We start from the raw sequence: 23,223 nt of genomic DNA, 5'->3' as shown, positions 1-23,223 counted from the left end.
CTATGGGGCACTACTCCTGCCGCGATCGTCTACCCACCGGCTCCTCACCCAGCTCGTCGAGATGGGATGGATTCGCCGCGAGGCGCGCACCTATGCGCTGGGACGCAGCGTGTTCGAGCTGGGGGCGCTCGCACAGCACCACGACGAGCTTCACCGCGCAGCACACCCGATTCTGCAGGAGCTGCATTCGGCCACAGGACTTGTCGCGCATCTGGGTGTCCTCGACGGACGCGACGTGCGCTACCTCGACAAGGTCGGTCGCGAATCGGTCCCGCTCCCCTCCAGGATCGGTGGCCGCCAACCGGCGTACCGCACCGCCCTCGGCAAAGCCCTGATCGCGCACACGCCGTTCGATCCCACGAGCATCACCCGGGCATACACACATCCGGCGAGTGTGGACGCCACACGGCTACGCAACGAGATCGCGCGGATCCGTGAGCGGCACATCGCGCAGGAGCGCGAGGAATCGATGCCGGGAGTCGCGTGCGTGGCCGCGCCGATCGGCAACGGCCGCAGGTGCGTCGGTGCGGTGTCGGTCACCGGTGACGTCGAATCGGTGGACGTCGTCCATCTCGCCACCCCGGTGCGGATCGCGGCGCGAGCCGTGTGGCAGGCACTGTCCCGGCACGATCCGCAGCGGCACGCCGGATAGATGCGTCAGCGCACCAGCGCCTGTCCGCCGTCCACGGCCAGCGTGTGCCCGGTGATGTATCGCGAGGCGTCGCTGCACAGGAACAACACCGCCGGTCCGATGTCGGTTTCGGGATCGCCCAGCCGACCCAGAGGCACCGTTGCGAGGTACCCCGCGGCCGCGTCCGGCTCCAGGCGGAACCATTCCTCCATCGTCTCGGAATTAGCCAGTGGCAGAATCGCGTTGACTCGAATGCCGTCCCGGGCCCACTCGCACGCGGCGGTGCGGGTCAACACCCGCACCGCTTCCTTCGCGGCGGCATACGCCCCCGTGCCCGACGGATCCCACCGGATTCCCGCCGCCGAGCCCAGATTGACGATCCGCCCGTGACCTGCGAGGTGCGGATGACAGGCGCGCATCATCCGCCACGTGGCCGTCGGACCCGACTCCATCGCGCCCCGATACGTCGCCTCGTCGACGTCCAGCAGAAGCCCGTGCGCCGGAGCCATCGCGTTGTTCACCAGCACGTCGATCCCGCCGAGAGTCTCGACGACCGCCGAGACGAGCTCGTCGACGGCGGTTCCGTCGGTCACGTCGCAGACGAACGGCTCCGCCCGGCCGCCACGCGCAACGATCTCGGCGGCGACGGCGGTGATCGTCGACGACGTGCGGCCCACCACAGCGACCCGGGCACCGGCCGCGGCGAGCGCCAGGGCGATGCCCCTGCCGATGCCCTGGCCGGCACCGGTGACGATTGCGACGTCGCCCGCCAGCACAGCGGCGGGGCCCGTTTCGCGCTCACGCATCCTGGTCACGCATACTCCTGAGTTGAGAAGACGGAATCCCATTGATCAATTGATCAATCGATGTGGCACACTGAGACCGACAGGTCGGTGCCGCTCGGCAGGAAGGTGGAAATGGATCCGCAGGAACGCCGGAGACAGATCCTCGACTGCTCTGCCGAGATATTCGCCCGAAAAGGCATCAACGCCACGACGATCCGCGACATCGCCGGTGCGGTGGGCGTGCACTCCGGAGCTCTCTACCACTACTTCCCGTCGAAGGAAGCCATCGTCACCGAGCTCATCCGCGAGTACATCGAGTACCTCACGAAGCGCTGCCGCGAGGTCGTCGCGCTCCCCCAGACCCCCCTCGAACGTCTCGAATCCCTCGCCGAGGTCGCCCTGGACTCCAACGTGCGATTCCACGGTGCGACATCGATCTGGCGGCGTGAGGGCAGCTACATGCGCGAACGCCTGGAAGTCACCGGCATGGCGGACACCGCCGACGAGATGGAACGCGCCTGGCGCAGCGCCATCGCCGACGGCGTCGCCGAGGGCGTCCTGCGCACCGACGTCGAGCCCGAGGTCTTCCAGGAACTGCTCTACGACGTCCTGTGGCAGGCGACGCGCTGGTACCACGCCGAACCCGGGGAGTCGATGACTGCGCTCGCACACACGATCATCGCCGTGTTCGTCGACGGAATGCGCAACCGCCAGGGGTGACGCCTGCCCCGCCCGGCTCGAGCGGGACAGGCATCGGCGTCACTCCTTGGCGGCCAGGTTCTCCGCAACCTCCTTGTGCCACGATTCACGCGCACGGGTGGTGTCGACCTCGAACTCGAAGCGCTGCGTCATCTCGGGCGTGACGTCCTCGACATCGACATAGAACTGCTGGTACCAGCGACGCAGCTGATACACCGGTCCGTCCTCCTCGGTGAGGAGCGGATTCTCGATGCGCGACTTGTGCTTCCAGATCTCGATGTCCTGCGCGAACTGCTCCTCGAGCCCGTCGGTGAACATGGTCGCCATCTCCGCGGTCTGCTCGTCGGACATGCCTTCGACCTTCTTGACGATCGTGCCGAACTGGAGCACGAACGAGTTGGTCGTCACCGGGTAATGGCAGTTGATGAGCTTGGACTCGATGGTCGTTCCCTCGGCCACGGTGTAGATCGTGTCGAGCATGAAGGACGGACCGTAGTAGAACGCATCCGAAATGGTCTGGGCCTCGGGCAGATCCATCTGCACACCTGTCTTGATGTCGTCACGCCCGTACGACCGCATGTGCTGCCCCGCGATGTGACCCTCGAAGACGTTCTTGAAGAACTCGGGCATCTGGTAGTGCACGTAGAAGAAGTGCGCCATGTCGACGACGTTGTCGACGATCTCGCGGCAGTGCGAGCCCTCGACACGGATGGTCGTCCACGTCCAGTCGCTCCACTCGCCGTCCTCGTACCCTTCGATCTCGGGAATGGTCACGTCCGCCGGCGGCTGCGTTCCCTGAGGGCAGTGCCAGACGAAGAGAACTCCGTTGCGTTCCATCGTGGTCCACGACTTGGTGCGCGCCAGCTTCGGGGTGCGGCGTGCGTACGGGATCGCTTCGCATCGGCCTGCTCCGTTCCAGCGCCAATCGTGGAACGGGCATGCGATCGCATCGCCCTTGATCTCGCCGCGAGCCAGATTGCCGCCCATGTGCCGGCAGTAGGCGTCCAGGACGTGAAGTTCGCCCTTGGTGTCGGCGAAGACGACCAGGTTCGTCCCGAAAACCTCCACCTGGTGGGGTTTTCCGTCACGGAAATTCTTTGCGAGCCCGATGCAGTGCCACCCACGCGCGAAACGAGTGGGATTGTTGCCGGCTTCGATGTTGCGGATCTCGATGCGATCCTGCTCGATGGTCATGAGTCCTCCAGGACTGGTGAGATGGGGGCGCAAGCAGAACTCACCGCGTGGCGGTGGCGTGTTCCTCGGAAGGCAGAGTCTCCTCGGACGGCGGGGTCTCCTCGGACAGCAGGGTCTCCTCGGACGGCAGGGGCCGCAGGTCCGGTTCGACCCGCGTCGTCTGCGGGATACGCCCCTCGGCGACCGCCGCGTCGACCGTCCGGTCGAGCGCCTCGCAGCGCAACAGATACGCGGCGGGGTCGATCGCACGGGCCGCCGCGAGTTCGTGGCATGCGCCGTCGGATGAATCGGTCCACTGGATGCTCGTGTGCGCGGGGCTGTACTTGGCGACGAGCACGCAGATGCCACAGGCGTGGCAAGCGAGCGACTGCATTCTGGCCGTTTCCCTTCGTCGGATGACACGACCCTAGGAAGCAGCGTGTGGCGGCGACCACAACATTTCAGTCCAGCGGGACGACGCTCCCGGGCCCCGAGACCTCACGACGCACTACAGGGCCCTGCATCGGCAGGGCCCTGTAGTGGGTCGGGCTGAGATCGACCTTCTCCCGCCGGCAGACGACGGCGCGGAGCTCGGTCAGGCGCTCTTGTCGCGGCGCTCGCGGTCGGGCTTGCGCGGCACGATGGTCGGCAGCACGTTGTCCGTGACGGTCTCGGCGGTGACCACGACCTTCTCCACGTCGTCGCGGCTCGGGATGTCGTACATCACCGGCAGGAGCACTTCCTCCATGATCGCGCGCAGGCCGCGGGCACCGGTGCCGCGCAGGATGGCCTGATCCGCGACCGCTTCGAGCCCGTCGGTGGTGAACTCGAGTTCCACACCGTCCATCTCGAAGAGCCGGACGTATTGCTTGACGAGAGCGTTCTTCGGCTCGGACAGGATCTGGACCAGCGAGTCCTTGTCGAGGTTCGTCACCGATGCGACGACCGGCAGACGGCCGATGAACTCGGGGATCAGACCGAACTTGATGAGGTCCTCCGGCATGACCTCGGCGAAGTGGTCGGTGGTGTCGATCTCCGCCTTCGATCGCACTTCGGCACCGAATCCGATGCCCCGCTTGCCGACGCGGTCGGAGACGATCCGCTCGAGACCGGCGAACGCGCCGGCGACGATGAACAGGACGTTGGTGGTGTCGATCTGGATGAATTCCTGGTGCGGATGCTTGCGGCCGCCCTGCGGGGGCACCGACGCCTGCGTGCCCTCGAGGATCTTCAGCAGCGCCTGCTGCACGCCTTCGCCGGAGACGTCCCGGGTGATCGACGGGTTCTCGCTCTTGCGGGCGATCTTGTCGACCTCGTCGATGTAGATGATGCCGGTTTCCGCGCGCTTGACGTCGTAGTCCGCAGCCTGGATCAGTTTGAGCAGGATGTTCTCGACATCCTCACCGACGTAGCCGGCCTCGGTGAGGGCGGTGGCGTCCGCGATGGCGAACGGAACGTTCAGCATCTTCGCGAGCGTCTGCGCCAGATAGGTCTTGCCACAGCCGGTGGGGCCGAGCAGCAGGATGTTGGACTTCGCGAGTTCGACGGTCTCACCTCGCGCGTCGCGGGCCTTGTCACCGGCCTGGATGCGCTTGTAGTGGTTGTAGACCGCGACGGCGAGGGTCCGCTTCGCTGGGTCCTGGCCGATCACGTAGTTGTCGAGGAATTCGCGGATCTCGGCGGGCTTGGGAAGCTCGTCGAGCTTGACCTCGCTGGACTCGGCGAGTTCCTCCTCGATGATCTCGTTGCAGAGGTCGATGCACTCGTCGCAGATGTAGACGCCGGGGCCTGCAATGAGCTTCTTGACCTGCTTCTGGCTCTTTCCGCAGAACGAGCACTTGAGCAGATCTCCGCCGTCACCGATACGTGCCATCTGTCAGGTCCCCTACTTCCTAGTGTGCGTGCAACAGACCCCGAGACCGCCGACAGTGCCGGTCCGGCGAGCGCGCCTCGGTTCGACCGTACCCGGAGTTCACCACGCAGGTCGACCGGTTCTCCGCGTTTCGAAGGTCATATTTGTGCGGGGCGATGCATCTACGTTCCGCTGCGTATGGACCGGCCCGGCCCGGAAACCCCCGGTGACGGTGGTTCCGGACCGGGCCGTGCCGGTCACTTCTGTGCCGAGAGCTTGCGGTACTCGAGCACGTTGTCGATCAGGCCGTACTCGACGGCTTCGGCCGCGGTGAGGATCTTGTCGCGGTCGGTGTCCTTGCGGATCTGTTCGGGATCCTTGCCGGTGTGCTTGGCCAGCGTCGTCTCCATGAGGCGACGCATGCGCTCGATTTCGGCGGCCTGGATCTCGAGGTCGGAGACCTGGCCCTGGATGCCACCGGTCGCGGGCTGGTGGATGAGCACGCGGGCGTTCGGCAGTGCCAGACGCTTGCCGGGGGTGCCGGCGGCGAGCAGCACGGCCGCGGCCGAGGCGGCCTGGCCGAGGCACACGGTGGTGATGTCGGCGCGCACGTACTGCATGGTGTCGTAGATCGCCATCAGCGACGTGAACGAGCCACCCGGCGAGTTGATGTACATGGTGATGTCGCGGTCCGGGTCCAGGGACTCGAGCACCAGCAGCTGCGCCATGACGTCGTTGGCCGACGCGTCGTCGACCTGCACGCCGAGGAAGATGATGCGTTCCTCGAATAGCTTGTTGTACGGGTTGGATTCCTTGACGCCGTAGCTCGAGTGCTCGATGAACGACGGAAGGATGTAGCGCGAGGAGGGGCCGGCCGGTGCGGCTCCGCCCAGAGCGCGGGGATCGAAGAGGTTGGTCATCGCTTCTCCAAGAAGTTCGTGATGCGTGGGACGGATCGTCGGGGTCGGCCTAGTTGCCGGTGCCGCCGGCCTGGGTGGCCCGGGACACGACGTGGTCGACGAACCCGTACTCGAGCGCCTCGGCCGCGGTGAACCAGCGGTCACGGTCGGAGTCGGCGGTGATCTGCTCGACCGTCTGCCCCGTGTGCTCGGCGATGAGCTCGGCCATCTCCCGCTTGGTGTGCGCGAACTGCTCGGCCATGATCGCGATGTCGCTGGCCGTGCCACCGATGCCGGCCGACGGCTGGTGCATCATGATCCGCGCGTGCGGCAGGGCGTACCGCTTGCCCTTGGTGCCGGCCGACAAAAGGAACTGCCCCATCGAGGCGGCCAGGCCCATGCCGAACGTGGCGACGTCGCATTCGACGAACTTCATGGTGTCGTAGATCGCCATGCCGGCGGTCACCGAGCCACCCGGGGAGTTGATGTACAGGGAGATGTCGCGCGACGGATCCTCGGCCGCGAGCAGAAGGATCTGCGCGCACAGCTTGTTGGCGATGTCGTCGTCGACCTGGGTACCGAGGAAGATGATCCGTTCGCGGAGCAGGCGCTCGTAGACCGAGTCGCTGAGGTTCAGCCCAGCGGTGGCCGAGGTCATCGTCGGACCGATGGATGTCGCCGGATTCTGAGGAGTCACGGTACCTGCCTTCTCGTCAATCGTGGATTGCTGACACAGACACTAACGAAAGTGGGGCGGCACCGGATGCCCGGTGCCGCCCCAATTCGCTTACAGCGGAACGATCGCGCCTTCTACTCGGCGGACTCGTCGGCCGCGGCCTCGTCTTCGGCGCCCTCTTCGGCCTTCGAACCGAACATCGTCTCGGTGTCGACGGTCGCCCCGGTGGTGTCGGTGACGGTGGCCTGGTTCACGACGCTGCCGAGAGCCTTGCCGCGACGAACGTCGGCGAAGATCGCGCCGAGCTGGTTGGCCTGGCTGATCTGCTGGATGAACTGCTCCGGCGGAATGCCGTAGCGCTGCGCCTGGAAGAAGATGCGCTCGGTGAGCTCCTGCTGCTCGACCGTGGTGCCCTCGGCCTCGGCGATCGCATCCAGCAGCAGCTGGGTCTTGACGGAACGCTCGGCGGACTCACGAGCGTCCTTGTCGAACTCCTCGCGGCTCGAACCCTGCTCCGCGAGCAGCTCGTCGAGCTTGGACTCGTCGTGGTCGAGCGCGTGGATGGCGTCGTGCAGCGCGCTGTCGACCTCGGCCTGGACGACGGCCTCGGGCAGCGGAACCTCGACGGTCTCGAGCAGAGCCTCGAGGACCTTGTCGCGGATCTGGCCGGCCTGCTCGACCTGCTTGACACGCTCGACGCGCTCCCGCAGATCGGCCTTCAGCTCGTCGAGCGTGTCGAACTCGCTCGCGAGCTGAGCGAAATCGTCGTCCTCGGCGGGGAGCTCGCGCTCCTTGACCGAGTTCACCTTGACGGTGACGACGGCTTCCTTGTCCGCGAACTCACCGGCGACGAGCGTCGAGGTGAACTCCTTGGAGCCACCGGCCTCGAGACCGACGATGGCCTCGTCGAGGCCCTCGATGAGCTGGCCGGAGCCGACCTCGTGGGACAGACCCTCGGTCGCGGCCTCCGGGACGGCCTCGCCGTCGACGGTCGCAGACAGGTCGATGGAGACGAAGTCGCCGTCCTGCACGGCCCGCTCGACGCCCGTGAGGGTGCCGAAGCGCTGGCGCAGCGACAGGAGCTGCTCGGCGACGTCCTCGTCCTTGATCTCGACGGGATCGACCGTGACGGCGATACCGGAGAAGTCGGGGAGGGAGATCTCGGGACGGACGTCGACCTCGGCGGTGAACGCGATCTCGACGTTGTCCTCGATCTTGGTGAGCTCGATCTCGGGCTGGCCGATGACCTTGACGTCGTTGGCGGTCACGGCCTCGCTGTAGCGGGGGCCGATCGCGTCGTTGACGACCTGCTCGAGCACGGCGCCGCGGCCGACACGGGCCTCGAGGAGCTTGCGGGGAGCCTTGCCGGGACGGAAGCCGGGAAGGCGGATCTGGCCGGCGAGGGCCTTGAATGCGCGGTCGAAATCAGGCTGGAGCTCCTCGAAGGGCACCTCAACGTTGATACGGACTCGCGTCGGGCTGAGCTGCTCGACGGTGCTCTTCACGGACATGCTCCTTCTTGTGTCGTGCTCTTGTTTCGGTCGTTTCACCACAGGCGCCGATGCTCCGCCGCCGTCGTTCTGGTCGGGATGACAGGATTTGAACCTGCGACCCTCCGCTCCCAAAGCGGATGCGCTACCAAGCTGCGCCACATCCCGTTGTCCGACCGGCAACCAACAGACTGCCCGAGGACCCGCTGAGGAATCCTACGGCCCCCCGATTATGAATTCCAAAGCGAGGTTCGGTACAGTCTCATCCGGCAGCGACGGAGACGGCGATCCCGGCAGAAGTCGCTTGCTCGCGGGGATGTAGCTCAATGGTAGAGCCCCAGTCTTCCAAACTGGCTACGCGGGTTCGATTCCCGTCATCCCCTCCATGGGGCCTCACGCCCGTCACCGATCTCCGGTGGCGGGCGTGAGGCGTTTCCGGGATCGCCCCGGTCACCGTTTCGACTCGAAACGGTCATCGCAGCGATATCGAACGGGCTCGACCGGTGTCGGTATGAGAACGTTCCGATCATGAACGACGCTTCCGGCCGCCCCGCCGTGTCCCCCGAGCGGACGGCGTTGCGGTCGACGATCGTCGCCGTCGTCCTGCTCGACGCCTCCCCCGACTGGGACCGGGTCGGTGAGATCCTCGCCGGCGGCACCCTCGAGGCTCCTGCGTTCCGGCATCGCGTCGTCGATGTGCCGTTCGGCCTGGCCCCGCCGCGCTGGGCAGGCGAGAACGACTCGGACCTGCCGTGGCAGCTGGACCGGGTCACGCTGACGGCCCCGGCGACGTTCGACGACGTGCTCGAGTACGCCCGCACGACCGCTGCCGCGGCAGCCCCGGAGCAACCCCGGTGGGAGCTGACCCTGGTCGAAGGGCTTCTCGGTGGCCAGTCCGCTCTGCTGATCCGCATCCACCACGCGTACGCCGACGGCGCGGACGGCACCCACATCACCGCCCGCATCGTCGATCTCGAACGGAACCGGCCGGACCAACCGGAAGCGGAGCCGTCCCCCGGTCCGCCCGCCGCGGAAACCGCGGACGGTGTCGGCGACCGGGCGCTCAACTCGATCGGTTTCCTCGTCGAATCGGTGTCCGGGCTCGTGCAGAACCTGACGGCACCGTTTCGCCGGCTCGTGTCCTCGGGCGAACCGGAGAGGTCCGACGACCGCCGGCTCCTCGTCGTGGACGTGCCGATCGTCGAGCTGCGCGAGGCGGCGGCGCGCGCCCGCAGCACCCTGGACAGTGCGTTCCTGGCGGCGATACTGCTCGGGCTCGCCGACTACCGGTTCCGCCGCGGCACCGATGTCGACGAACTGAGCCTGGCGATGCCCCTGGCCGACACCGAGAACGGCGGAACCGGGATCAGCCTGTCCCGGGCGGACCTCCCGGTCCCCGCCGACGATCCGGGCCTGCTCATGCGGCTGCTCGACGAGTACGCCGGACCTGCCACCGAACCCGGCAGGCACCTCGCTCCCCCACCGAATCTGCTGCCGGCGGTGGTCGACGACCCGCTCGACCACGACGACGTGTTCGCCTGCACGGTGCCCGGGTCGCACGTGCCGCTGTACGTGGCCGGCGCGAAGATCGAGAAATACTACGGTTTCGGACCGACGCTCGGCTCGGCGTTCAACGTGACCCTGATGTCGTATCTGGACAACTGTTGTCTCGGATTCACCGTCGACACCGACGCGGTTCGCGACCCCGCCATGTTCGACGACTGCATCCGGGCGGGTCTGCGCGCGGTCCTCGAGAGCTGAGCCGTCGGTACGCTGGGGGTTGTACCTGAACGCACTGTCGGAAGGCCCCCGTCGTGGAACTCCTGCTCATCGTCCTCGCCGTCGGAGCGGTCGTGTACTTCGTCTCGCGTAGCCAGAAGAAGTCCGCCGGCCACGGCGCGGTCCGGCTCGACGACGCGAAAGCCGACGCCCGCCAGGCGATCGAGCGCCTCGGCGGTCAGATCTACAACCTGACCGGCACCGACAACGCCTCGAAGCAGGCACTCGCGGACGCGGCCGAGCGCTACACCGCCGCCGGTTCCCAGATCGAGCAGGCGCAGACACCCGCGCAGGCCAGGCTGGCGAAGCAGAGCGCCCTCGAAGGCCTTTACTACATCCGCGCCGCGCGCACCGCGATGGGCATGGACCCCGGACCGGAGATTCCGTCGCTCGACGGCCAGAAGTCGGCCGGTGCCGTCACCGAGGACCGGCAGATCGAATTCGAGGGCCGGCAGGTCGCCGCGTCGCCGTCGCCGTCGCCGCGGACACCGAACTACTACCCCGGGGGCCGGGTCGCGGGCCGTCCGGTGCCGGCGGGCTGGTACTCGGAACCGTGGTGGAAGCCGGCGCTCGTCGCGGGCGCGTGGGGCGTGGGATCGATGCTGTTGTTCTCGGCGATGTTCTCCGGCATGGCCGGGGTGCCCTACGACGCGCAGGCGTTCGAGAGCGGCGCGGGTGACGGTACCGCCGACACCGGTGATGCCGGCGATGCGGGCGGCGACGAGTTCGGTGGGGGTGACGAGTTCGGAGGCGGGGGCGACGGTTTCGACGGTGGATTCGACGGCGGTGGATTCGACGGCGGTGGATTCGACGGCGGCGGATTCGACGGCGGATTCTGACCTCCCCCTGACCCGCGAGAACGACGACCGCGCGCGGTTCGGGGACTTCCGCCCGCGATGATCGGGCTCGTCGGGCTCGTCGGCTCTGGCGAGGACCGGCGCGGTGCGCGATCGTCCGAGGATGGGCAGCGCCGGGCGGCGCATGGCGCAGACCGACTTCCTGACCTGGAGCATGGAACAGGATCCCGCACTGCGCTCGACGATCGTCGCTGTCATCGCACTCGACTCCGCGCCCGAGTGGGATCGCGTCGTCGCGATGATGGACCACGGCACCCGGGACGTGCCGCACTTCCGGCATCGTGTCCGGGTTCCGGGAAGTCGTCGGTGACCGTGCCGACGGACCGGTCGCGTGACGTTCAGGCGGGTTGACAGGTCGGGCACCAGAACAGGTTGCGCGCCTGCAGGACGGAGTGCAGGACGGGCGTGCCACACACGCGGCAGGGGTCGCCCGCGCGACGGTAGACGTAGGTGCGGGGCCGGTCCTTCGCGTACGCCGGTGCGCCGTGGTCGTGTTCGGGTCGCACGACGTGCATGCGGCCCCGTTCCGTGCCGATCCGCATCAGTTCGACCAGATCGGCCCAGAGGACGTCGAACTCGCTGCGCGACAGATCTTTTCCGGGTCGTTGCGGGCTGATGCCGTGCCGGAACAGCACTTCCGCTCGATACACGTTGCCGACGCCCGCGATCACTGCCTGATTCATGAGCAGTGATCCGATCACGGTGCGGGACTTCGAGATCCGCGCCCAGGCGCGTTCGGGATCGGCATCGGCGCGCAGGGGGTCGGGCCCGAGCCTGACCTCGATCGCGTCGACCTCGTGGGGTCCGAGCACCTCGCACGCCGCCGGGCCGCGCAGGTCGCTGCCGTGCTCGACACCGATCATCCGCATCCGCACCTGCCCGACCGGTTCCGCGAGCGGCAGCGCGGATTCGGTGAATTCACCGTAGATCCCGAGGTGCACGTGTACCACCGCACCGGTCTCGTAGTGGTGGAACAGATGCTTGCCCCACGCTTCGGCGTGGGTCAGCACCCGGCCGTCGACGAGCGCGGCGCCGTCCGCGAAGCGGCCCTGCGGGCTCGACACCCGCACCGCTGCACCGGCGTAGTGCTGCTGGTGCAGGCGGGCGAGCCGATGGAGTATGTGTCCCTCGGGCACCGGGCTGTCGAACCTCCGGGCGTGTGCGTGGCTGTGTTCTAGGCGCCGGGAACGGCAGGGGCGACCCCGGACTTCTCGTACTCGGCGAGGATGTCGATACGACGCTGGTGCCGCTCCTCGTTCGACCACGCGGTCGCGAGGAACGCATCGACGATCGCGAGCGTCTCCTCGAGGCTGTGCATACGACCACCGATGCCGATGAGCTGCGCGTTGTTGTGCTCGCGGGCGAGCTTGGCGGTCTCGACACTCCACGCGAGCGCGCAGCGGGCGCCGGGCACCTTGTTCGCGGCGATCTGCTCGCCGTTGCCGCTGCCTCCGAGGACGATGCCGAGGCTGCCTTCGTCGGCGACGGTGCGGCGGGCCGCCTCGATGCAGAACGCCGGGTAGTCGTCCTGGGCGTCGTATTCGTGTGCGCCGCAGTCGACGGCTTCGTGACCGTTGGCGGTCAGGTGTTCGATGATCTCGTTCTTACGTTCGAAGCCGGCGTGGTCGGCACCCAGGTAAACGCGCATGGCTGCAGAGTCTAACGAGCGGGCTCCCCCGTCGACGAACCGCACGGAGCGCCGCCGGCACCGGGCCTGAAGGGTTGCCTAGCCTATCCAACCGATAGCGTGTCGGTTATGTACGGATCACAACGACGCCGCTCCACCCGGGCCCTCCTGGGGTCGGTCGCGGCGGTCACGGCACTGTTCCTCACGTCCTGCAGCGGTTCCGGCGACGACAGCATGGGCGACGACGCCTACACCGTCGAGCACGCCATGGGTTCGACCGTCGTCGACGGGACGCCCGAACGCATCGTCGTCATCGACTCGCCACACCTCGACGCGCTCGTCGCACTCGGCATCACCCCGGTCGGCGCGACCGAGTCCGGTGCGGCAGCGGGCTTCCCCGGCTATCTCGCGGACGAACTCGACGGCACGACCAGCGTCGGCCTCACCATGGAACCCGACCTCGAAGCCATCGCGAACCTGGCACCCGACCTGATCATCGGAGCGAAGGTCCGCCACGAGGCGCTCTACGAGCAGCTCTCGGCGATCGCGCCGACGGTGTTCTCGGAGAACTCCGGCACGGACTGGCAGGAACAGGCCGACATCACCGCGGCCGCGGTGAACCGCAGCGACGAGATGGACACGCTCCTCACCGCGGTGTCGGACCGGGCCGTCGAGGTCGGCGAGAAGGTCGGCGCGGACGGACGCACCGCGTCCATCGTGCGGTTCCGGCCCGAGAACTTCCGCCTCTACGGACCGAGCACGTTCTCCGGTTCGATCCTGACGCAGGTCGGTTTCGACCTCGGTCAGCGCGACTGGAACGAGTACTCGATGCTCGAGCTGAGCCCCGAGATGTTCCCGCAGATCGACGGCGACGTCGTGTTCTTCACGAACCCGTCCGGTGACCCGAACGTCGGCACCATGGCAACCGTGACCGGGCTGTGGGGTGCGCAGCCCGCGGTCGCGGCGGGCAACGTCCACGAGATGGAGGACGAAACCTGGATGGTCGGCATCGGTGTGGTCGGCGCGAATCTGATCCTCGACCAGATCGAATCCGCCCTGGCCTGACGAGTAGTCCCGGAAGACGGAACAGGACCGGGCAGTGCGGCGAGAGTGCCGCGCTGCCCGGTCCTGTTCGTCCGTGCCCGGTGTCCGCCGGGTCTAATCGAAGCTCGGGTCCTCGGTACGGGTGCGCTTGAGCTCGAAGAAGTGAGGGTAACCGGCGAGCGCGACCACGCCGTCCCACACCTTCCCGGCGTCCTCGCCGCGCGGGATCCGTGACAGCACCGGGCCGAAGAACGCGACACCGTTGACATGGATGGTGGGGGTGCCCACATCCGGGCCCACCGCGTCCATGCCGGCAGCGTGGCTCGCCCGCAGCGCCTCGTCGTGGGCGTCGGTGTCGGCGGCCGCCGCGAGCTCGGGGTCCAGTCCCAGATCGGCAAGCGCCTTGGTGATCACCGCCGGGAAGTCCTTGTTGCCCTCGTCGTGGATCTGGGTGCCCAGCGCCGTGTAGAGCGGCGAGAGGATCTCGTCGCCGTACTTCTGGGCAGCAGCGATCGCCACACGCACCGGACCCCACGCCGTCTTCATCAACTCCACGTACTCCGCGGGCAGGTCCCGGCCCTCGTTGAGCACCGCGAGACTCATCACGTGGAATCGCGCCTCGATGTCGCGCACTTCGGCGACCTCGAGGATCCAGCGGGAGGTGATCCAGCACCAGGGACAGAGCGGATCGAACCAGAAATCGGCAGTGTCCTTGGTGATCGCTTCACTCACGGGGTCCTCCTCGGGTTCGTGTCGTCGCCTGTCGACGGCACTCAACGCTGTCGACGACACAACGTCGCAGTCGGCCGGATTCTTCCCGAACCGCACCGGCCCCCGTGCGGCACGCCGTACGGTCGAGTCGAAACCGCACGACTCGTGACACGGGAGACTGCGATGCCCACCGAAGAAACGTTCGTGATCGTCGGAGCCGGACTGGCCGGCGCCAAGACCGCCGAGGAACTGCGCGCCCGCGATTTCGACGGGCACATCGTGCTGCTCGGCGCCGAGGAGCATCTGCCCTACGAACGACCGCCGCTGTCGAAGGAGTACTTCGCGGGCGACAAGCGACTGCTGGACTTCACCGTCCAGCGCGGCGACTGGTACCGCGACCACCGTGTCGAACTGCGCCTGGGCACCAGCGTCACGGCACTCGATCCGGCCGCGCACACGGTGACACTGCCGGACGACTCGACGCTGCACTACGACAAGCTGGCACTCGCGACCGGCTCGCGGCCCCGGCTCATTCCGTTGCCGGGCGCCGACGCCGCGGGTGTGCACGTGCTGCGCACCGTCGACGACGCCGACGCGCTGCTGACCGTGGTGCGGGCGGAGGGTGCCCGCCTCGTGATCGTCGGTGCCGGCTGGATCGGGCTCGAGGTCGCCGCGAACGCCCGGGGACACGGCGCCGACGTGACGGTTCTCGAGACGGCCGACCAGCCGCTGCAGGCCGCGCTCGGCCCCGAGATCGGGGCCGTATTCGCAGACCTGCACCGCGCGCACGGCGTCGACCTTCGGGTGCGGACGTCGGTCGAGGAGATCGTCGTCGAATCCGGTCGTGCAACCGGGGTCCGTCTCGGCGACGGCAGCGTCGTGACCGCGGACGCGGTGCTGCTCGCCGTCGGTGCGGCGCCGAACATCGAGATCGCGAGGGCGGCGGGCCTCGCCGTCGACGGAGGGGTGCTCGTCGACAGCGCGCTGACCACCAGCGACCCGGACATCGTTGCTGTCGGTGACATCGCCGAGGCCGAACATCCGGTGCTGGGCGGGCGGATCCGCGTCGAGCACTGGGCGAACGCCCTGAACCAGCCGGCGGTCGCGGCGGCGACGATGCTGGGCCGTCCGGCCTCCTACAACCGACTCCCCTACTTCTTCACCGACCAGTACGACCTGGGCATGGAGTACGTGGGGTACGCGCCGCGCGACGCGCGGGTCGTGACCCGCGGCGACGTCGCAGGCCTGCAGTTCCTCGCGTTCTGGCTCGATTCCGGCAACCGGGTGCGAGCCGGGATGAACGTGAACATCTGGGATGCCGGTGACGACATCCGCGCGCTGCTCGCCTCGGGCGCCGCGGTGGATCCGGCGCGGCTCGCCGACCCGAGCATCGCTCCGGCCGATCTCACAGCGTGAGCTTCGCCGCCGGCAGCGGGTCCGTCCGGTTCACCGTGCCCGCACATGATGGGATTGGACCGTCGCAACCCGTCGTGAGAAGGAGATCTCCGTGGCACCACCGAATCTGACCCGTGAGCAGGCTGCCGAACGGGCCGCGATCCTGGCGGTCGACAACTACCGCATCGAACTCGACCTCACCGACGGTGCGGGTGCACCCGGCACCACCACGTTCCGGTCGATCACGACGGTCACCTTCGGCGCCACCGCGGGCGCGTCGACATTCATCGATCTGATCGCGCAGACGGTGCACTCGGCGACGCTCAACGGCACCCCCGTCGACGTCTCCGGCTACACCGAGGACACCGGTCTCGCACTGTCCGGTCTGGCCGAACGCAACGAACTCGTCGTCGACGCGGACTGCCTGTACACGAACACCGGTGAGGGCCTGCACCGGTTCGTCGACCCGACCGACGACTCGGTGTACCTGTACTCGCAGTTCGAGACGGCCGACGCCAAGCGCATGTTCGCGTGCTTCGACCAGCCGGACCTGAAGGCCACCTTCGACATCTCGGTCACCGCACCGGTCGAGTGGGCGGTCGTCTCCAACGCCGAGACGGTACAGACCGTCGCGGCCATGCCCGGCAAGCACATCTTCCGCACGACGCCGCGGATGAGCACGTACCTGGTGGCCCTGATCGCGGGCCCGTACTCGGTGTGGACCGACTCGTACACCGACGAGCACGGCACCATCCCGCTGGGCATCTACTGCCGCGCGTCGCTCGGCGAGTTCATGGACGCCGACCGGCTGTTCACGGAGACGAAGCAGGGCTTCGACTTCTACCACCGCAACTTCGGGGTGCCCTACGCGTTCGGCAAGTACGACCAGCTGTTCGTGCCGGAGTTCAACGCGGGCGCGATGGAGAACGCCGGTGCCGTCACGTTCCTCGAGGACTACGTGTTCCGGTCCAAGGTGACCCGCGCGTCGTACGAGCGGCGCGCCGAGACCGTGCTGCACGAGATGGCGCACATGTGGTTCGGCGACCTCGTCACGATGCGCTGGTGGGACGATCTGTGGCTCAACGAGTCGTTCGCGACGTTCGCGTCGGTGCTGTGCCAGTCCCGCGCGACCGAGTACACGAATGCGTGGACGACGTTCGCGAACGTCGAGAAGTCGTGGGCGTACCGGCAGGACCAGCTCCCGTCGACGCATCCCATCGCGGCGGACATCCCCGACCTGGCGGCCGTGGAGGTCAACTTCGACGGCATCACCTATGCGAAGGGCGCGTCGGTGCTCAAGCAGCTCGTCGCCTATGTCGGTGAGGAGCCGTTCCTGGCGGGCCTGCGCGACTACTTCCGCGACCACGCCTACGACAACGCCACCTTCGACGACCTGCTCGCCGCGCTCGAGAAGGCGTCGGGTCGCGACCTGTCCGGGTGGGGCGCGCAGTGGCTCAAGACGACGGGCCTGAACATCCTGCGCCCCGACTTCGAGGTCGACGACGACGGAAAGTTCACGCGGTTCGCGGTCGTGCAGGAAGGCGCGCAGCCGGGTGCGGGCGAGTTCCGGGTTCACCGGCTGGCGATCGGCGTGTACGACGACGACGGCTCCGGGAAGCTGCTGCGCACCCACCGGGTCGAGATCGACATCGACGCCGCCGCCCGCACCGAGGTACCGGAACTGGTCGGCGTGCCGCGCGGGCGGTTCGTGCTCGTCAACGACGACGACCTGACGTACTGCTCGGTTCGGCTCGACGAGCAGTCGCTGCGCACGGTGATCGAGCGGGTCGGCGACATCGCCGAGCCGCTGCCTCGCACGCTCGTGTGGTCGGCGGCGTGGGAGATGACGCGGCAGGCCGAGCTCAAGGCCCGTGATTTCGCCGCGCTGGTGCAGCGCGGGATCGCCGCCGAAACCGAAGTGGGTGTCGTGCAGCGGCTGCTGATGCAGGCCCACACGGCACTGGGCAGCTACGCGGATCCGGCGTGGGCGGACGGCCAGGGCTGGCCGGACCACGCGAACCGTCTGCTGGAGCTGGCCCGCGACGCCGAGCCGGGTTCCGATCATCAGCTCGCGTTCGTCAACGCTCTGACCTCGGCGCAGTTGTCGCCGTGGCACACCGAGGTGCTCACCGAGCTGCTCGCCGCCGATCCGTCGACGGTGGGGCTGCCGGGGCTGGTCGTGGACACGGATCTGCGGTGGCGGGTCGTGCAGGCCCTGGCTGCAGCCGGGGAAATCGACGCCGACGGTGTCGAGTCGCCGGTGATCGACGCGGAGGCCGAGCGCGATCCGACGGCGGCCGGGGCCCGGCAGGCGGCGGCCGCCCGGGCGGCACGCCCGCAGTCGGCGGTCAAGGAGCAGGTGTGGGAGACGGTGATCGGCGACGACTCGGTCGCGAACATCACCGCCCGCGCGATCATCGCCGGGTTCGCACCGGCCGGCCAGGGCGACCTGCTCGAGCCGTATGTGGCGCGGTACTTCGCGGATGTCCCGGGGGTGTGGGAGCGCCGGTCGAGCGAGGTCGCGCAGACCGTCGTGGTCGGTCTGTACCCGGCGTGGTCGATCTCGGAGGCGTCGGTCGCGGCCGCGGACGACTTCCTCACCGGTGATCTGCCGCCCGCGCTGCGCCGGCTCGTCGTCGAGGGGCGCGCCGGCATCGTCCGGTCGCTGAAGGCACGCACCTTCGACGCCTCCTGAAACGGGTGAGGGGAACCTTCGGCCGGTTGACCAGGCCGAAGGTTCCCCTCACCGGGAAGCGCCGAAAATCAGGGCGCGACGATCGCGTTGCCGATGACGCGAATTGCGCTGACCAGGCCGTCGAGAAGCTGACCCTGGCCGAAGGACGCGACCGCGGCGGTCACGCCGAGCTGCGCGACCCGATCGGTCACGCGGTCCGCGACGTCGATGCCGCTGCGGATCTGGATCGACCGCTGGTTCGGGTAGACGGCGATGAGCACGGAACGCGCCGCCTCCGGCGTGTGCGGGAAGACGGTGTCGGTGTCCGACGCCGGGTCCACCGCATCCGCGATGTAGACGTTGAACCGCACCTTGGTGGCACGGGTGGCGTCGGTGAGCGCGTCGTCGAGCGCGACGAGGTCCCACTTGGCGAACGGCGGGTTCTCGTCGAACGGCCGGCCGAGCGGGATGGCCCGGGAGATGCGTCCGCTCGCCGTCAGCGCGGCGGCGTACGGCAGGTTCTCCGGCGCGATCGCCGGGGCGTGGATCACGTCACCACTTACCACTTGCGGTACCTCCGATCAGTTCCGTCGCCGAACCGGCGTGTCCGTGCCCACCGTGGTGTCCGTGCCCGGTCACCTCGTCGACAGCGCTCCACAACACCGGCTCGTGTTCCCACTTGTCGCCGAGCTTGTACTCGGCCGGATCCGGGGCCGTGTACTTCGGCCCGATGTAGCCCAGCCCCGCGACGACGAGGATCACCAGCAACGGGATGCCCACGAATATGAGGGTTGTCTCGAGAATGCTCACACCGCAAACGGTAGCCCAGGCGGTACCATCCCGGCGCACTTGGCCCGAGATGTGCACGATGCGCTCAGGCTGCGCCCTCCCCCAGATACGGCAACCAGGTCGGATGCAGCTCCTGCAGGGTCGCCAGCAGACGCCAGTGCCTGCCCTTCGGCGGCACGAGTGCGGCCCGCAGCGTCCAGCCCAGTTCGCCGAGCAACCGGTCGGCCTTCTTGTGGTTGCACGACGCACAGCAGGCCACGCAGTTCTCCCACGAATGCTCCCCGCCGCGGCTGCGGGGGACCACGTGATCGATGGTTTCGGCCTTGGCACCGCAGTAGGCGCACCGGTTGCCGTCACGGTGCATGAGCGCGGCCCGGGTCATCGGTACCCTCGCGTGGTAGGGCACCCGGACGAACGTCCGCAACCGGATCACCGACGGGAGCTGCACGGATCGTTCCGCCGAGTGCACGACCGGCGCCAGCGGGTCCTCGTGGACGGTGTCGGCTTTGCCGCAGGTCATGAGCACCACCGCGCGCCGCGCCGGCAGCGCGGTCAACGGTTCGTAGGTAGCGTTGAGCAGCAGCACCCGCAGCCCGAACCAGTCCGGTACGACACCCGGGTCGCGTACGACACGCAGAGTGTTGGCCCCCGGCACCCCGTCGAGGGTGTCCGTGGGCGGGAGTTGTCGATGTGAGCTGCTGCGGTGCTTCATGCGACCTCCGGAAGACTGGCAATAGTGCACCACGGATGCAGCCACATCGCACCCCGAATTCGCCGACGGATCGTGGTCGCCGCGGTGAACATCCGGTACCGCCCCGGCGGCGGCCCCGTGACGGAACCGGGCACAATGGGCGGCGAGAGGGAATGGTGAGCAACGATGAGTGACGAGCAGACCTTCTACGACGCCGTCGGCGGAGCCGAGACGTTTCGGAAGATCACCGCGCGCTTCTACGAAGAGGTCGCCCGGGACGAGGTCGTCCGGCCCCTGTATCCGGAGGAGGATCTGGGCCCGGCGGAGCGCCGCATGCGCATGTTCCTCGAACAGTACTGGGGTGGTCCCCGTACCTACTCCGACGAGCGAGGGCATCCGCGGCTGCGGATGCGCCATCACCCGTTCCGGATCGGCCCGACCGAGCGCGACGCGTGGCTGCGCTGCATGCACATCGCGATCGCCTCGATCGACGATGTCACGCTCGATGCCGCGCACCGCCGCCAGCTGCTCGACTACATGGACATGGCTGCCGATTCGATGATGAATTCGCCGATCTGACGACCGCGGTCGTGCGGGTCCTTGCCGAGGCGGATGGGCGCCGCGGCTGACGACCTCGTGTTCCACATCTCGTGGCGTCCCATCTCCTTCCGCACGCGGCCACGAGTTTTGACACGATGTTCCCGTGTCCCGGCCGCACAGCTACTCGCCCCCGGCACCCCCCGCACCGGTGCCGTGGTGGCGTGACGCCGTCTTCTATCAGATCTATCCGCGGTCGTTCGCGGACGCGAACGGCGACGGCATCGGCGACCTCACCGGCATCCGCGACCGCCTCGGCTACATCGAACTGCTCGGCGTCGACGCAATCTGGCTGAACCCGGTGATGCGGTCCCCGATGGCCGATCACGGCTACGACGTGTCCGATCCCCGCGACATCGACCCGCTCTTCGGCGACCTCGACGTCCTCGGTGAACTGGTCCGGGAGGCACATGTCCGCGGGATCCGCGTGGTGATGGATCTGGTGCCGAACCACACCAGCACGGCGCACCCGTGGTTCGTCGCCGCACTCGCCGCCGCACCGGGCAGCCGCGAACGCGCCCGCTACCACTTCCGGGACGGCCGCGGACCCGACGGCGACGAACCGCCCAACAACTGGCCGAGCATCTTCGGTGGTTCCGCCTGGACCCGGATCACCGGACCCGACGGTCGCCCCGGCCAGTGGTATCTGCACCTGTTCGCTCCCGAGCAACCGGACCTGAACTGGTCGAACGACGAGGTTTTCGACGATCTGGAACACACGTTGCGATTCTGGCTCGATCGCGGCGTCGACGGCTTCCGCATCGACGTCGCGCACGGCATGGCCAAACCCGACGGCCTGCCCGACCACCACGGGTGGCAGTCGAACAAGCTGCTCTCGCACTTCGACACCGACCCGCGGTTCAACGACCCGAACGTGCACGATATCCACCGGCGGATCCGGAAGGTCCTCGACGAATACCCGCACGCCGTGGCGATCGGCGAGATCTGGGTGCACGATCCTCATCGATTCGCGGAGTATCTGCGCCCGGACGAACTGCACCTCGGATTCGACTTCCACCTCGCGCTGACCGGATGGGACGCCACCGCGATCCGGGACGCGATCGACGGTTCGCTCGCCGCGGTCGCTCCGGTGCACGGGACCCCGACCTGGACGCTGTCCAATCACGACGTCCCGCGGGAGGTCACCCGGTTCGGGGGCGGGCCGGCCGGGACGGCGCGCGCCCGGGCGATGATCCTCGTCGAATTGGCGCTCCCCGGGGCGGTGTTCGTCTACAACGGTGCCGAACTCGGGCTCGCCGACGTCGACCTGCCCGACGATGCACTGCAGGATCCGGTGTGGAAACGGTCCGGGTACACCGACCGTGGTCGCGACGGCTGCCGGGTCCCGCTGCCGTGGCAGGGCGACCACCCGCCGTTCGGGTTCACCGCGGCGGCGCGGGCCTGGCTACCGCAGCCGGAGTGCTGGGCGGCGCTGACCGCCGAACGTCAGCTCGAGGACGTGACGTCGATGCTGTCGCTGTACCGCTCGGCACTCGAGTTGCGCCGGCGGCGGCCGGAGTTCTCCGGCGGCATCGACTGGTACGGAAGCCCACCCGGGTGCCTGGCGTTCCGGCGGCGCGGCGGCCTGACGTGCGCGCTCAACACCACCGACGTTCCGGTGCCGCTGCCGCCGGGCGCTGTGCTGCTCGCCAGTGCCCCGGGCGCGGAGACCCAGTTGCCCCCGAACAGCGCCGTCTGGCTGCTGTGAGACCACGGGACACGGTGGGTCACAGGACATTCAGACCGATCCCCCCGCTGCGGCGCAGGTACACCGAACCGTAACGGGCATCGAGCCGCAGCCAGGTCGCGGTGGCCCGTACCCGGACCACCTCGGCGGGGTCGATACCCGCGAGATCGATGTCGGCGGTCGCGCCGGCCGCCCTGCCGGTGGGCACGAATCCCATGCCGTTGAGCGCGAACACCATGCGCATGGGCACCCCGACGGTGGTGCCGCCGCCCGAGACCTCGAGAACCTCCTGCGCGAGCAACGACACCGGTGGTCCCTGCGCACCCTGCTCCCGTGTCACCGCGACACCGCGCTGCGCGAGATCGACGAGCACGCGAGCCGGGACGTCGTCGACGTGCACGTACCCCGCTTCGGGGGGCAGAGACCCCCGCCACGCCGAATCGACGGCCCAGCCCGGGTCGATGCCCTCCCCCGCGCCGGGCTCGGTCAGCGCCGCGCGCAGTCCGTCCGCGGCCACGCACGTGTCCGCCGGAGTGACGGCGCCGGGCAGCACCCGCACGGCCAGCGCGTCGAAGCCGGTGCGCACCCACGCCGCGAGCAGCCCGTCGCGGCGCCGGTGCAGCCGCACCACCGCCGCCTCGTCGAGGTGCAGCGCCCGGCCGAGGAAGGTCGTGAGGTCCGCGCGGTCGCGTGCGTCGGGGATGTGCACCTGCCGTTCGGCGCGTGCCGGGTCAGTCACGACGCCACCGCTGCAGGAACTCGCGCTCGGCGGCGGTGAGCCGCCGCAGTCGCTGGGTGTCGATGTCGAACGCGGCGATCTGCGTCGAGGCGACGATCGAGGGCGGGGTGTCGACGGGGGCGCCGCCGGGCCGCACCTCGTAACCGATGGTGAAGTCGACCGCGCGCACCTGCTCGGTCCACATGACCACGTCCAGCGGGCTGTCCTCGTGCCGCAACTGGCCGCGGTACCGCACGTGCAGGTCGGCGATCACCGCGCCGTCGCGCAGGTTCACGGTGGGCCGGCCGTCGGCGAACAGCCACGGGATGCGGGCCTCCTCGAGCAGGGTCACCATCCGCGCGTGATTGACGTGCTGGAAGGCGTCCATGTCGGACCAGCGCACCACCACCTCGGTCCGGAACCCGAACTGCTCCGCCGCATCCTTCACG

General features: G+C 68.4%; 25 protein-coding genes and 2 tRNA genes. 11 read left to right on the top strand and 16 right to left on the bottom strand.

All coding sequences use genetic code 11. The features are described 5' to 3' along the window. Positions 1–652, top strand: a 652-nt coding sequence (locus A8G15_RS05010) for an IclR family transcriptional regulator (RefSeq protein WP_082899663.1), incomplete at its 5' end; no start/stop codon positions are given. Positions 653–657: 5 nt separating this feature from the next. Here the strand turns inward: A8G15_RS05010 and A8G15_RS05005 are convergent. Beyond that, entirely contained in the window at positions 658–1,437 is a 780-nt protein-coding gene (locus A8G15_RS05005; protein ID WP_068155989.1) for an SDR family NAD(P)-dependent oxidoreductase, read from the bottom strand. Positions 1,438–1,548: 111 nt separating this feature from the next. Here A8G15_RS05005 and A8G15_RS05000 point away from each other — a divergent pair, with 111 nt between their 5' ends. Continuing rightward, positions 1,549–2,136 (top strand): TetR/AcrR family transcriptional regulator, encoded by a 588-nt coding sequence (locus tag A8G15_RS05000; protein ID WP_068156069.1) that lies wholly within the window; start codon positions 1,549–1,551, stop codon positions 2,134–2,136. Between the two features lie 39 nt (positions 2,137–2,175). Here the strand turns inward: A8G15_RS05000 and A8G15_RS04995 are convergent, their stop codons facing one another. The 7 genes from A8G15_RS04995 to A8G15_RS04965 all read right to left on the bottom strand — a co-directional run bounded on the left by A8G15_RS04995 (position 2,176) and on the right by A8G15_RS04965 (position 8,373). Beyond that, a complete protein-coding gene (locus A8G15_RS04995) occupies positions 2,176–3,309 on the bottom strand; it encodes a 3-ketosteroid-9-alpha-monooxygenase, oxygenase component (RefSeq protein WP_068155986.1) in 1,134 nt (377 codons plus the stop codon). 40 nt (positions 3,310–3,349) lie between these two features. Continuing rightward, complete coding sequence (locus tag A8G15_RS04990) at positions 3,350–3,682, bottom strand: hypothetical protein (protein WP_068155979.1); 333 nt, start codon at positions 3,680–3,682, stop codon at positions 3,350–3,352. A gap of 201 nt (positions 3,683–3,883) precedes the next feature. After that, the gene (gene clpX, locus A8G15_RS04985; RefSeq protein ID WP_068155976.1) at positions 3,884–5,161 is read right to left on the bottom strand and encodes an ATP-dependent Clp protease ATP-binding subunit ClpX; all 1,278 of its coding nucleotides are present in this window, start codon (positions 5,159–5,161) and stop codon (positions 3,884–3,886) included. A gap of 236 nt (positions 5,162–5,397) precedes the next feature. Continuing rightward, positions 5,398–6,060 (bottom strand): ATP-dependent Clp protease proteolytic subunit, encoded by a 663-nt coding sequence (locus A8G15_RS04980; protein ID WP_068155972.1) that lies wholly within the window; start codon positions 6,058–6,060, stop codon positions 5,398–5,400. Positions 6,061–6,109: 49 nt separating this feature from the next. Continuing rightward, the gene (locus A8G15_RS04975) at positions 6,110–6,736 is read right to left on the bottom strand and encodes an ATP-dependent Clp protease proteolytic subunit (RefSeq protein WP_082899659.1); all 627 of its coding nucleotides are present in this window, start codon (positions 6,734–6,736) and stop codon (positions 6,110–6,112) included. Positions 6,737–6,849: 113 nt separating this feature from the next. Then, the gene (tig, locus tag A8G15_RS04970) at positions 6,850–8,220 is read right to left on the bottom strand and encodes a trigger factor (RefSeq protein WP_068156066.1); all 1,371 of its coding nucleotides are present in this window, start codon (positions 8,218–8,220) and stop codon (positions 6,850–6,852) included. Positions 8,221–8,296: 76 nt separating this feature from the next. Beyond that, positions 8,297–8,373, bottom strand: a tRNA-Pro gene (locus A8G15_RS04965). A 144-nt stretch (positions 8,374–8,517) separates the two neighbouring features. Between A8G15_RS04965 and A8G15_RS04960 the strand changes: the two genes are divergently transcribed. The 4 genes from A8G15_RS04960 (at position 8,518) to A8G15_RS04945 (ending at position 11,151) form a co-directional block, all read left to right on the top strand. Next, positions 8,518–8,591 (top strand) — tRNA-Gly (locus A8G15_RS04960). A 142-nt stretch (positions 8,592–8,733) separates the two neighbouring features. Continuing rightward, on the top strand, positions 8,734–9,966 hold the full coding sequence (locus tag A8G15_RS04955) for a wax ester/triacylglycerol synthase domain-containing protein (RefSeq protein WP_068155969.1): 1,233 nt from the start codon (positions 8,734–8,736) through the stop codon (positions 9,964–9,966). Between the two features lie 53 nt (positions 9,967–10,019). Then, on the top strand, positions 10,020–10,823 hold the full coding sequence (locus A8G15_RS04950) for a GA module-containing protein (protein WP_068155968.1): 804 nt from the start codon (positions 10,020–10,022) through the stop codon (positions 10,821–10,823). A 103-nt stretch (positions 10,824–10,926) separates the two neighbouring features. Continuing rightward, the gene (locus tag A8G15_RS04945) at positions 10,927–11,151 is read left to right on the top strand and encodes a hypothetical protein (protein ID WP_245687703.1); all 225 of its coding nucleotides are present in this window, start codon (positions 10,927–10,929) and stop codon (positions 11,149–11,151) included. Between the two features lie 28 nt (positions 11,152–11,179). On the opposite strand, the gene A8G15_RS04940 is transcribed toward A8G15_RS04945, so the two are convergent. Next, positions 11,180–11,977 carry an Fpg/Nei family DNA glycosylase gene (locus tag A8G15_RS04940; RefSeq protein WP_068155962.1) on the bottom strand — a complete coding sequence of 266 codons (798 nt, stop codon included), beginning with the start codon at positions 11,975–11,977 and terminating at the stop codon, positions 11,180–11,182. Positions 11,978–12,015: 38 nt separating this feature from the next. Next, a complete protein-coding gene (locus A8G15_RS04935) occupies positions 12,016–12,489 on the bottom strand; it encodes a ribose-5-phosphate isomerase (RefSeq protein WP_068155960.1) in 474 nt (157 codons plus the stop codon). Between the two features lie 108 nt (positions 12,490–12,597). Between A8G15_RS04935 and A8G15_RS04930 the strand changes: the two genes are divergently transcribed. Further along, entirely contained in the window at positions 12,598–13,533 is a 936-nt protein-coding gene (locus tag A8G15_RS04930; RefSeq protein WP_082899657.1) for an iron-siderophore ABC transporter substrate-binding protein, read from the top strand. A 93-nt stretch (positions 13,534–13,626) separates the two neighbouring features. Here the strand turns inward: A8G15_RS04930 and A8G15_RS04925 are convergent, their stop codons facing one another. After that, complete coding sequence (locus tag A8G15_RS04925) at positions 13,627–14,244, bottom strand: mycothiol-dependent nitroreductase Rv2466c family protein (protein WP_068156060.1); 618 nt, start codon at positions 14,242–14,244, stop codon at positions 13,627–13,629. Between the two features lie 162 nt (positions 14,245–14,406). On the opposite strand from A8G15_RS04925, the gene A8G15_RS04920 reads away from it, so the two are divergent. Next, positions 14,407–15,639 (top strand): NAD(P)/FAD-dependent oxidoreductase, encoded by a 1,233-nt coding sequence (locus A8G15_RS04920; RefSeq protein WP_068155958.1) that lies wholly within the window; start codon positions 14,407–14,409, stop codon positions 15,637–15,639. Between the two features lie 91 nt (positions 15,640–15,730). Beyond that, complete coding sequence (gene pepN, locus A8G15_RS04915; protein WP_068155955.1) at positions 15,731–18,313, top strand: aminopeptidase N; 2,583 nt, start codon at positions 15,731–15,733, stop codon at positions 18,311–18,313. Between the two features lie 68 nt (positions 18,314–18,381). On the opposite strand, the gene A8G15_RS04910 is transcribed toward pepN, so the two are convergent. The 3 genes from A8G15_RS04910 to A8G15_RS04900 form a co-directional block, all read right to left on the bottom strand. Next, positions 18,382–18,858, bottom strand: coding sequence for a DUF5130 family protein (locus A8G15_RS04910; RefSeq protein ID WP_068155952.1), 477 nt, complete (start codon positions 18,856–18,858; stop codon positions 18,382–18,384). After that, positions 18,845–19,102 carry an aa3-type cytochrome oxidase subunit CtaJ gene (gene ctaJ, locus A8G15_RS04905; RefSeq protein ID WP_068156057.1) on the bottom strand — a complete coding sequence of 86 codons (258 nt, stop codon included), beginning with the start codon at positions 19,100–19,102 and terminating at the stop codon, positions 18,845–18,847. The genes A8G15_RS04910 and ctaJ overlap by 14 nt, the downstream gene beginning before the upstream one ends. A gap of 64 nt (positions 19,103–19,166) precedes the next feature. Continuing rightward, the gene (locus A8G15_RS04900; protein ID WP_082899656.1) at positions 19,167–19,793 is read right to left on the bottom strand and encodes an HNH endonuclease; all 627 of its coding nucleotides are present in this window, start codon (positions 19,791–19,793) and stop codon (positions 19,167–19,169) included. A 165-nt stretch (positions 19,794–19,958) separates the two neighbouring features. On the opposite strand from A8G15_RS04900, the gene A8G15_RS04895 reads away from it, so the two are divergent. After that, a complete protein-coding gene (locus A8G15_RS04895) occupies positions 19,959–20,351 on the top strand; it encodes a globin (protein ID WP_068155943.1) in 393 nt (130 codons plus the stop codon). 124 nt (positions 20,352–20,475) lie between these two features. Beyond that, positions 20,476–22,077, top strand: a complete 1,602-nt coding sequence (locus A8G15_RS04890; protein WP_068155941.1) for a glycoside hydrolase family 13 protein — start codon at positions 20,476–20,478, stop codon at positions 22,075–22,077. 19 nt (positions 22,078–22,096) lie between these two features. Here the strand turns inward: A8G15_RS04890 and A8G15_RS04885 are convergent, their stop codons facing one another. Then, the gene (locus tag A8G15_RS04885; protein WP_068155938.1) at positions 22,097–22,795 is read right to left on the bottom strand and encodes a DUF8010 domain-containing protein; all 699 of its coding nucleotides are present in this window, start codon (positions 22,793–22,795) and stop codon (positions 22,097–22,099) included. Beyond that, a complete protein-coding gene (locus tag A8G15_RS04880; protein ID WP_156665252.1) occupies positions 22,788–23,222 on the bottom strand; it encodes an acyl-CoA thioesterase in 435 nt (144 codons plus the stop codon). Before A8G15_RS04880 ends, A8G15_RS04885 begins: the two co-directional genes overlap by 8 nt. Position 23,223: the final 1 nt, after the last annotated feature.

Origin of the sequence: Rhodococcus phenolicus, assembly GCF_001646785.1 — a bacterium.
Taxonomy (GTDB): domain Bacteria; phylum Actinomycetota; class Actinomycetes; order Mycobacteriales; family Mycobacteriaceae; genus Rhodococcus; species Rhodococcus phenolicus.
This window is presented reverse-complemented; position numbering and strand designations above follow the sequence as displayed.